This is a genomic window from Nocardia inohanensis NBRC 100128, assembly GCF_001612945.1.
Lineage (GTDB): Bacteria > Actinomycetota > Actinomycetes > Mycobacteriales > Mycobacteriaceae > Nocardia > Nocardia inohanensis.
The window spans coordinates 369,557-381,135 of record NZ_BDBK01000002.1; the positions used below are offsets into that span (position 1 = coordinate 369,557).

The window sequence follows — 11,579 nt, forward strand, 5'->3', positions numbered from 1 at the left end:
GAGCTGGCGACCGTGCTGCGCATCGACGAACTGGACCTGTCCGGGCACTCGGACAAGCCGGTCACCGATGCCGACCGCATCCGGAAGCTGACGCCCGCGAACACCGCGTACGTCATCTTCACCTCCGGTTCCACCGGTCGCCCGAAGGGTGTGGCGCTGCCGCACGCCGCCGTGGTCAACCAGTTGCTCTGGAAGGTCACCGAATTCGGCCTCGACCCGGCCGATGCGGTGCTGCTCAAGACCGCCGCCACCTTCGACCTCTCGGTGTGGGAGTTCTGGTCCGGCGCGGCCTGCGGTGGCCGCCTGGTCATCGCCGCGCCCGACGGGCACAAGGATCCGGCGTACCTGAACGAGCTGATGGCGCGGGAATGGGTGACCACCCTGCACGTGGTGCCGTCCATGCTCGACGCCCTGCTCACCGACGGCCTGCCGGATTCGCTGTGGCGGGTCCTGGCCATCGGTGAGGCGCTGCCCGCGCCGCTGGCGCAGCGCATGGTGCGGGAGCATCCGCGCACCGAGCTGTTCAACCTGTACGGCCCGACCGAGGCCGCGGTGTCCATCACCAACCACCGGGTCACCGAGGCCGACGCCCAGACGGTGTCCATCGGCTCGCCCGAATGGAATTCCCAGGTGTACGTGCTGGATTCGCGTCTGCGGCCGGTGCCGGTGGGCGTCTCCGGTGAGCTGTACCTGGCCGGTGCGCAGCTGGCGCGCGGCTACTTCGGTCGCGCCGATCTGACCTCGGATCGGTTCGTCGCGAACCCGTTCGGCGACAACGGTTCCCGGATGTACCGCACCGGTGACCTGGTGGCCTGGCAGGCCAATGGGGAGCTGGAGTACCGGGGCCGCACCGACTTCCAGGTCAAGATCCGCGGCTTCCGCATCGAGCTGGGCGATATCGAATCGGCGCTGCTGCGCCTGCCCGCCATCGCCTCGGCCGCCGTGGTCGCGCACACCGATCCGGTGCTGGGCGATCGCCTGGTCGCCTACGTGGTCGGCCAGGACGGCGACCCCGACAAGCAGCAGTTGCAGTCGGCGCTGGCCGCCGAACTGCCGTCGTACATGGTGCCGTCGGTCTTCGTGCCGCTGCCCGCACTGCCGCTGAACGCCAACGGCAAGCTGGACCGGAAGGCGCTGCCGGAGCCCACCTTCGAGACCGCCGTGTTCCGGGCGCCGGTCACCCCGATCGAGCAGATCGTGGCGGGCGTCTTCGCCGACGTGCTGCGCGTCGAAGCCGGACGCATCGGCCTGGACGACGACTTCTTCCAGTGGGGCGGCAACTCGCTGCTCGCCACCCAGGTGGCCGCGCGCCTCGGCGAGGCGCTCAACACCCGGGTGCCGGTGCGCCTGATGTTCGAGGCTTCCACCGTGGCGGCCTTGGCATCTCGCGTGGAGCAGGATGCCGGCACCGGTGGCCGTAAGGCGCTGGTGGCCGGGCCGCGACCGGAGAACATCCCGCTGTCGCTGGCTCAGCAGCGCATGTGGTTCCTCAACCGCTTCGATTCGCAGTCCGCGGCCTACAACGTGCCCGTCGCGGTGCGCCTGACCGGCCTGCTGGATGTGGAGGCGCTGCGCGCCGCCATCGCGGATGTGGTTGCCCGCCACGAGATCCTGCGCACCATCTACCCGCAGACCGAGGACGGCGCGGTGCAGGTCGTGCTGCCGCCGGCCCAGGCCGTGCCGCAGCTCGAGGTCCGCACCGTGGGCGCCGACGATGTCACCGCGGCCGTGGTGGAGCTGGTCTCCACCCCGTTCGACGTCACCGCCGAGGTGCCGTTGAAGGTGGCGCTGTTCCGCATCGAACCCCCGGCTCCGGAGGTCACCCCGCAATCCAAGGCGGCCGCCCTGGCGGCGGCCTACACCTTCGACGCCGCCGATATCGCGCCCACCGGTCAGTTCCCGATCGTGACCGGTGAGACCGCGCCCGCGGAATACGTGCTGGCCCTGGTCATCCACCACATCTCCGGTGACGGTTCCTCCGTGGCACCGCTGACCCGCGACGTCATGACCGCCTACGCCGCCCGGTCCCTCGGGCAGCAGCCGGGCTGGGCGCCGCTGCCGGTGCAGTACGCCGACTACTCCATCTGGCAGCGCGAACTGCTGGGCGACGAGAACGATGCCGAATCGCTCGCCGCCAAACAGGTCGCCTACTGGCAGCAGGCCCTGGCCGACCTGCCGGATCAGCTGGACCTGCCCTCGGATCGCCCGCGTCCGGCCGTGCAGACCTTCGCCGGCGGCAAGGTCGAGGTGCGCATCGACGGCGAGATCCACAAGGCGCTGGTCGATTTGGCGCGTGCCGAGGGCGCGACGCTGTTCATGGTCGTGCACACCGCCCTCGCGGTGCTGCTCGCGCGGCTGTCCGGCACCGACGACATCGCCATCGGTACGCCCATGGCGGGTCGTGGCGAAGCCGTGCTGGACGACATGATCGGCATGTTCGTCAACACCCTGGTCTTCCGGACCCGGGTGCGGTCGGGCGCGTCCTTCACCGAACTGCTCGCTCGCCAGCGTGAGACCGACATCCAGGCGTTCGCCAATGCCGACGTGCCGTTCGAGCGCCTGGTCGAGGTGCTCAACCCGATGCGTTCCACCGCGCGCCATCCGCTGTTCCAGGTCGGCCTGTCGTTCCAGAACCTGGCTCAGTCCAGCCTGGAGCTGCCGGGCCTGACCGTGGCCGGGCTCGATGTCGACTCCGGGATCTCGCAGTTCGACCTGCACCTGATCGCCACCGACCGGTACGACGCCGCGGGTGAACCGGTGGGCATCACCGGCATCTTCACCTACGCCACCGACCTGTTCGACGGGCCGACCGTGCAGGGCTTCGTGGATCGCTTCGTGCGCCTGCTCGGCGAGATCGTGGCCGAACCCGCCACGGCCGTCGGCGATTACGAGATCCTGGCCCCGGCCGAGCGAGCCGAACTGGTGCTGGCGCGCAATACCACGGCGCACCAGCTCGGCGGGGCCGCGACCCTGCCGGCGCTGCTCGACGCCATGGTCACCGATATCCCGACCGCGGTCGCGCTGATCGGACCCGACGGCGCGGTGCTGTCCTACGGTGAACTCGGCGATCGGGTGAATCGCCTGGCGCGGCACCTGATTTCGATAGGCGTCGGCCCGGACCAGCGGGTGGCGCTGGCCTTCCGCCGTTCGGTGGATCTGGTCGTGGCCATGTACGCGGTGTCCGTCGCGGGCGGTGCGTACGTGCCGATCGATCCGGATCAGCCGGCCGATCGCACCGGCTACATCCTGGAGACCGCCGCGCCGGTCTGCGTGCTCACCAATGCCGAAGCCGGCTTCGCGACCGAGGTCGCGCCGGTGGTGCGGATCGACGAGCTGGACCTGAGCCTGGTCTCGACCTACTCGGTCGCCGACTCCGAACGCCTTGCGCCGCTGCGGGCTTCGAACACCGCCTACGTCATCTTCACCTCCGGCTCCACCGGCCGCCCGAAGGGCGTCGCGGTGCCGCACGCGGCCATCGTCAACCAGTTGCGCTGGAAGACCGCCGAATTCGGGCTCAGCGTCGACGACGCGGTGCTGCTGAAGACCGCGGCCACCTTCGACCTCTCGGTGTGGGAGTTCTGGTCGGCGGCGGTGTCCGGCGGCCGGCTGGTGATCGCCGCGGCCGACGGCCATCGCGATCCGGTGTACCTGAACGAGCTCATCGAGCGCGAGCGGGTCACCACGCTGCACCTGGTGCCGTCCATGCTGGACGCGCTGCTGGTCGCCGCCGCGAACGACGGTGGGGTGCGGTCGCATTCGCTGCGCCGGGTGCTGGCCATCGGTGAGGCGCTGCCCGCCGCGGTGGCGCAGCGCTTCCGCGCCGCCAACCCGGGTGCGCACCTGTTCAACCTGTACGGCCCGACCGAGGCCGCGGTGTCCATCACCACGCACCTGGTCACCGACGCCGATCAGGGTTCGGTCGCCATCGGCCTGCCGCAGTGGAACAGCCGGGTGTACGTGCTCGACGAACGGCTGCGGCCGGTCGCCCCGGGCGTGCCGGGTGAGCTGTACCTCGCCGGTGATCAGCTGGCGCGCGGGTACTTCGGGCGCGCCGACCTCACGGCGGATCGCTTCGTGGCCAACCCGTTCGGCGACTCCGAACGCATGTACCGCACCGGTGACCTGGTGGCCTGGAACGGCAACGGGGAGCTGGAGTACCGGGGTCGTATCGACTTCCAGGTGAAGATCCGCGGCTTCCGTATCGAACTCGGTGAGATCGAGGCCGCGCTGCTGGCGCTGCCGCAGATCGCGCAGACCGCGGTACTGGCCAAGTCGGATCAGCGCACCGGCGACCGCCTGGTCGCCTACCTGGTCGGCACGGATATCGATGTGGCACAGGTGAAGTCGGCGCTGAGCGACGCGCTGCCGTCCTACATGGTGCCGTCGGCCTTCGTGGTTCTGGACGCACTGCCGCTGAACGTCAACGGCAAGCTGGACCGCAAGGCCCTGCCGGAGCCCGAGTTCGAGGCCGCCGCCTTCCGCGCGCCCGCCACCCCGATCGAAGAGATCGTGGCCGGCGTGTTCGCGGACGTGCTCGGTGTCGAACGGGTCGGTGCGGACGACGACTTCTTCTCGCTCGGCGGCAACTCGCTGCTGGCCACCCAGGTCGCCGCCCGGATCGGCGCGGCCCTGGATGCCCGGGTGCCGGTGCGCGCGCTGTTCGAGGCGTCCAGCGTCGCCGGACTCGCCGCCAAGGTGGAGCAGCACGCCGGTGCGGGAGATCGCAAGGCGCTCACCGCCGGACCGCGTCCGGAACGGGTGCCGCTGTCCCTGGCGCAATCGCGCATGTGGTTCCTGAACCAGTTCGATACGGCCTCGGCCGCCTACAACGTGCCCGTCGCGGTGCGCCTCACCGGTGCGCTCGACGTGGACGCGTTGCAGCGGGCCGTCGCCGACGTGATCGGCCGCCACGAGACGCTGCGCACCGTCTACCCGCAGATCGATGGCACCGCCGCACAGGTCATCGTGCCGGTGGCGCAGGCCGTTCCGGATCTGACTCCGATCGCCGTCCCCGCCGAGTCGGTGCGCGACCGGGTCGCGGAACTGATCACCACCGGCTTCGACGTCACCACCGAAGTGCCGTTGCACGCCAAGCTGTTCCGGGTCGAGGACACCGACCAGCCGGAGCACGTGCTGGTCTTCGTCACCCACCACATCACCGCGGACGGCTGGTCCATGGGCCCGCTCACCCGCGACGTGATGATCGCCTACGCCTCGCGTGCCGCCGGCACCGAACCGGGCTGGACGCCGCTGCCGGTGCAGTACGCCGACTTCAGCATCTGGCAGCGCGAGGTGCTCGGTGACGAGGACGACGCCACCAGCCTGATCTCGGCTCAGGCCGAATTCTGGCGCGGCGCACTGGCCGACCTGCCCGACGAGCTGAACCTGCCCTCGGATCGGCCGCGCCCGCTGGCGCAGTCCTTCCGCGGCGGCCGGGTGCTGTTCCCGATCGACAAGGAACTGCACGGCGGTTTGCAGCGCATCGCGCGGGCCAACAACGCCACCATGTTCATGGTCGTGCACACCGCACTGGCCGTGTTCCTGGCGCGCCTGTCCGGCACCACCGATATCGCCATCGGCGCGCCCATCGCGGGACGTGGCGAGGCCGAGGTCGACAACTTGATCGGCATGTTCGTCAACACCCTGGTGCTGCGCACCGAGGTGAACGGGCAGGACGGCTTCACCGAGCTGCTGGCGCGCGCCAAGGACAGCGACCTGAAGGCGTTCGCGCACGCGGACATTCCGTTCGAGCGCCTGGTCGAGCTGCTCAACCCGGAGCGCTCCACCGCGCGGCATCCGCTGTTCCAGGTGGCGCTGTCCTTCGAGAACCTGCCGGACAGCTCCTTCGAGCTGCCCGGGCTGCGGGTCGCGGCGGTCGAGTTCGAGAACGAGATCGCCAAGTTCGATCTCATGCTGACCCTGACCGAAACCGGAGCCGACTCCGATGCGGGCATGTACGCCGAATTCGGTTTCGCGCGTGACCTGTTCGATCAGTCCACCGTCGAAGGATTCGCGCAGCGGTTCCTGCGACTGCTGGGCCAGATCGTGGCCGCGCCGCGCAAGGCCGTCGGTGACCTGGAGATCCTGGAGACCGCCGAGCGCACCGACCTGATCGCCCGCACCGGCGGTCCGGCCATCGAGCCGCGCGTACTGCCCGATCTGCTGGCCGATGCCGTCGCCAACAACCCGGTCGGCGAGGCGGTCGTCTTCGACGGCCAGGCCCTCGGGTACGCCGAACTCGATGCCGCCTCCTCGCGCCTGGCGCGGGTGCTCATCGAGCGCGGCGCCGGACCGGAAACCCGGGTGGCGGTGGCCATCCGGCGCTCGTTCGAATCGGTGCTGGCCATCTGGGCCGTCGCCAAGTCGGGCGCGGCGTTCGTGCCGGTCGATCCGTCCTACCCGGCGGACCGCATCGCGCACATGGTCAACGACTCCGGCGCGGTGCTGGGTCTGACCGTCGACGCCGAGGTCGAAGGGCTGCCGCCGGTCAAGAGCCTGGCGGGCTGGATCTCCCTGGACGATCCCATCGTGCAGGCCGAAATCGCCTCGCACTCGGCCGAACTCGTCACCGACGCGGAACGCTGGGGTGTGGTGCGGCCGGATCACGTGGCCTACGTGATCTACACCTCCGGCACCACGGGCATGCCCAAGGGCGTCGTGGTCACGCACTCCGGTCTGGCCAACTTCAGCACCGAGCAGATCGTGCGCTACCACCTCGACTCCGGTTCGCGCGCACTGCACTTCGCGTCGCCGTCGTTCGACGCGTCGGTGCTGGAGTACCTCCTGGCCATCGGCGCGGGCGGCACCCTGGTCATCGTCCCGCCGGGCATCTACGGCGGTGAGGAGCTCGCCGAGCTGATCAAGCGCGAGCAGGCCACGCACGCGTTCATCACCCCGGCGGCGCTGGCGACCCTGGATCCCAAGGGCCTCGACAGCCTGCGGGTGCTGGTCGCCGGTGGTGAAGCCGTGCCGGCCGATCTGGTGGAGAAGTGGGCTGTTCCGTTGGCGGACCGCACGATTCGTGCGTTCCACAACGGCTATGGTCCGACCGAGACCACCATCATGACCAACATCAGCGATGCGCTGGTGCCGGGTGATCTGGTCACCATCGGTGGCCCGATCCGAGGTATGCGATCGCTGATCCTCGACAGCCGGTTGCGTCCGGTGCCGGTCGGTGTCGCGGGTGAGCTGTACCTGTCGGGTATCCAGCTCTCACGGGGCTACCACGACCGGCCCGGCCTGTCGGCCGAGCGGTTCGTCGCCAACCCGTACGTCGCCGGCGAGCGCATGTACCGCACCGGTGACGTGGTCCGCTGGACCCCCACCGGCGAGGTGGAGTACGTGGGCCGCAACGACTTCCAGGTCAAGGTGCGCGGCTTCCGTATCGAACTCGGTGAGATCGACGCGGCCCTGGCCTCGCACGAGACCGTGGACTTCGCGGTCACCGTCGGCCACAAGACCGAAGCCGGGGCCACCATCCTGGCGGCCTACGTGCTGCCGGTCGCGGGACGCTCCATCGACATCGCGGCCCTGACCGAGCACATCGCCGGGCGTCTGCCGGAGTACATGGTGCCGACGGCCATCACGGTCCTCGACGCCATCCCGCTGACCCCGGTCGGCAAGCTGGACCGCCGGGCGCTGCCCGAACCGGTGTTCACCGCACGCGATTTCCGCGCTCCGGTCACCGAGATGGAGGCCACCCTCGCCGAGGTGTTCGCCGACGTCCTCGGCCTGGAGCAGGTCGGCGCGGACGACTCGTTCTTCGCCCTCGGCGGCGACTCGATCCTGTCGATCCAGCTGGTCTCGCGGGCCAAGGCGCGGGGCGTGGTGTTCTCACCGCGTGACGTGTTCGAACAGCGCACCGTGGCCGGACTGGCCGAAGTCGCCACGCTCGCAGGCGATTCCACGCAGGAGCGCTTGGCCGAGCTGCCCGGCGGCGGGGTCGGCGACATTCCGCTGACGCCGATCATGCACGCGATCCTGTCGAGTGGGTCTTCCTACGAGCGGTTCTCGCAGTCCATGCCGCTGCGGCTGCCGGACGGCATCGATCGGGCCACCCTGGTCGGAGCCATCTCCGCGCTGTACGACCATCACGACGTGCTGCGGTCGCGTCTGCGCGGCAACGCCACGGACGGTTTCGAATTCGAAGCGCTGCCCAAGGGCGCGGTCGACGTCGACGCGCTCGTGCATCGGGTCGAACTGCCCGGCGACATCTCCGACGAGGGCCTGACCAAGGCCGCCAGCGTCGAATTCGATGCGGCTCTGGGTCGCCTCGATCCGGCGAATGCGGCCATGGTGCAGTTCATCTGGTTCGCGTTCGGCGCGACCGAGGACGGCTCCGTCGCTCGCCGCGATGTGCTGCTGATCGTCGCGCACCACATGGTGGTGGACGGCGTCTCCTGGCGCATCCTGATCCCGGACCTCGGTCTGGCCTGGTCGCAGCTGGCGTTCGAGCAGCCGATCAAGCTGCCCGAGACCGGCACCTCCATGCGGCGCTGGGCGCACGCCCTGGTCGAGCAGTCGACCTCGGCCGAACGGGTCGCGGAACTGCCGTTCTGGCAGCGGGTTACGGAGACTCCGGATCCGTTGCTGGGTGCGCGGGCCTTCGATCCGAAGATCGACACCTTCGCCACCGTCGAACGCGTCGAGGTCTCGGTTCCGGCCGAAGTCACCGATGCCGTGCTGACCTCGCTGCCGGGCCTGTACCGGGGCGGCGTCAACGACGGCCTGATGTCGGCGCTGGCCATGGCCGTCGCGCGCTGGCGCGGCGAGACCACGGGCGGTTCGGCGCTGATCAAGCTCGAGGGTCACGGCCGCGAAGAGGAGATCGTGCCGGGCGCGGATCTCTCCCGCACCGTCGGCTGGTTCACCGCCGCCTTCCCGGTCCGCCTGGACCTGAACGGCGCGGACCTGGGCGATGCCTTCGCGGGCGGAAAAGCCTTGGGCGACATCGTGAAATCGGTGAAGGAACAGCTCCTCGCGCTGCCCGACAAGGGTCTGGGCTGGGGCATGCTGCGCCACCTCAACCCGGAGACCGGCGCACAGCTGCGCGATGTCGGCCAGATCAGCTTCAACTACCTCGGTCGCGCGTCCGCGGGGTCGGTGCCCGAGGGCATGGCCGATGTGGGCTGGGTGCCGGTGGACGATCTGGGCCGGCTCGACGGCGAGATGGACACCGACATGCCCGCCAACGCCACCCTCGATATCAATGCCATCGTCACCGACGGTGAGCACGGCCCGCAGCTGGGTGCGTCCTTCGCCTACCCGACCGGGCTGCTCGAGCGCGAGCGGGTGCAGGAGTTCGCGGACCTGTTCGTGGCGGCGCTGACCGCGCTGGCCACCCATGCCCAGCGGCCCGAGGCCGGTGGCTTCACGCCGTCGGATATGAACCTGGTCAAGGTGACCCAGTCCGATATCGAGGTCTGGGAACGGGCCTACCCGAACCTGGCCGACGTGTGGCCGCTCTCGCCGCTCCAGGGCGGTCTGCTGTTCCACGCCATGCTGACCCAGAACACGGTGGACGTCTACACCATTCAGGCGCTGCTGGATCTGGCCGGCACGGTCGACACCGAGCGGCTGCGCAATGCCGCGCAGGCCATCCTGGACCGGTACCCGAGCCTGCGGACCGCCTTCGTCACCGACGCGGACGGGCAGGCGCACCAGGTGGTGCTCGACAATGTCGAAGCGCCGTTCCGGGTGGTGGATCTGACCGATCTGCCCGAGCCCGAACGCAATCCGCGCATGCGGGAACTCATCGAGGCCGACCGGGCGGATCACTTCGATCTGACCGCCGCGCCGCTGATGCGGTTCATCGTGTTCCGGGTGGCCGAGGAACAGTGGCACCTGGTGATCACCACCCACCACATCCTGGTGGACGGCTGGTCCATGCCGCTGCTCATGCGTGACCTGCTGGTGCTGTACGCGGTGCGCGGCGACACCTCCGCACTGCCGCGGGTGGCCTCCTACCGGAACTACCTGGCCTGGCTGGCCGGGCGGAACCGCGAGGAATCCCTCGAGGCGTGGCGGCGCGCGCTGGCCGGGGTCAGCGAGCCGACCACGCTCGCGCCCGCGCCGCGCAAGGACGAGCAGTACGAAATCGGCCGCTACACACTGGATATCGATGCCGAGCGCACGCGTCAGCTCACCAAGCGGGCGCAGGAACTGGGCGTCACGCTGAACACGCTGGTGCAGACCGCGTGGGCGGTGCTCATCGGCCGCCTCACCGGGCGCAGCGATGTGGTGTTCGGCGCGACCGTCTCCGGCCGGCCGGGTGACCTGGCGGGCGTGGAGTCCATGGTGGGTCTGTTCATCAACACGGTGCCGGTGCGCATCCGGGTCGATGATCGCCTCACCATCGGCGGGCTGCTCGAACGCGTCCAGCACGATCAGGCCGATCTGCTCGAGCATCACCACATCGGGTTCAGCGAGATCCAGCGCCTGGCCGGTCCGGGAGCCGAATTCGACACCCTGGTGGTGTTCGAGTCGTACCCGGTCGACAAGGACGCCATCGCCGCGGCCAGCTCCATCGACGGCATGTCCGTCAACGGCGTCGGCATCAACGACAACACCCACTACCCGATGAGCCTGACCGTGATGGCGGGGGCGACCATCGAGATCGCCATGCGGTACCTGGACAGCCGGTTCACCGCCGACGAGGTCGAGATCCTCGCCGCGCGCCTGAACCGGGTGCTCGACACGCTGCTCGGCGATCCCAAGGGCCTGGTCGGGGACATCGACATCCTCGACGAGAACGAGCGGGCCCGGATCCTGGCCGAAAGCACTGTCACCGTTGCCGATTCCGAATCGGCGCGGGTCGGCAACCGGACGGTCGCGAACGTGCTCGCCGAGGTGGTCGAAGAGGATCCGCAGGCTCCGGCGCTGCTGGCCGACGGCGCGGAGGTGGCCTACCACGTCCTCGACCGCCGCAGCTCGCAGCTCGCGCGCCTGCTCATCGATCGCGGTGCGGGCCCCGGTGATGTCGTCGCCGTCGCCCTGCCGCACTCGGTGGATTCGGTCGTCGCGGTCTGGGCCATCCAGAAGGCCGGTGCGGCAGCGTTGTTCGCCGAGGGCATGTCCTTCGGTGAAATCCTCGCCGCCGGAGCCGGTTTCGGTATCGCCGAGGAACCGGCCGCCGGCACGCTGCGCTGGCTGGTGCCGAACGATCCGCAGGTCCAGGCCGACCTGTCGGCGCGTCCGTCGCATCCGGTCTCCTACGCCGACCGCGTGCGCCCGCTCACCGAGGCCGACCCGGCCTTCGTCTACCAGGCCGCCGACGGCTCCTGGGCCACGCTCACCCAAGCCGAAGCCCTCGACCGTGCCACCGCCCTGCGTACCGAGCACGAGATCGATTATGAATCCACCACCTTCACCACGGCGGCCATCGGCCGCCCGGCGGTGGACGAGTTCCTGGTCTCCGCGACGGCGGGCGCACTGTCGGTGCTCCCGAGCGGAGACCTGGCAACCGATCTCGACGAGGGCGAGGTAACCCACTGGTTCGCTACCCCCTCCGACCCGGTTGACCAGGCCGGGGACGAGATTCAGGTGGTAGCTGGCGACTGATCGGCTCGAAATCGATGTAT

At 69.7% G+C, this 11,579-nt stretch carries 1 protein-coding gene (cut by a window edge); it reads left to right on the top strand.

The annotated features are described in order from the left end of the window. Positions 1-11,559: the 3' portion of a non-ribosomal peptide synthetase gene (locus NI1_RS07985; protein WP_067816266.1), read on the top strand. The gene continues 33,027 nt to the left of window position 1, outside the view; only the last 11,559 of its 44,586 coding nucleotides appear in the window; the start codon falls outside the window, past its left edge; it ends in the stop codon at positions 11,557-11,559. Positions 11,560-11,579: the final 20 nt, after the last annotated feature.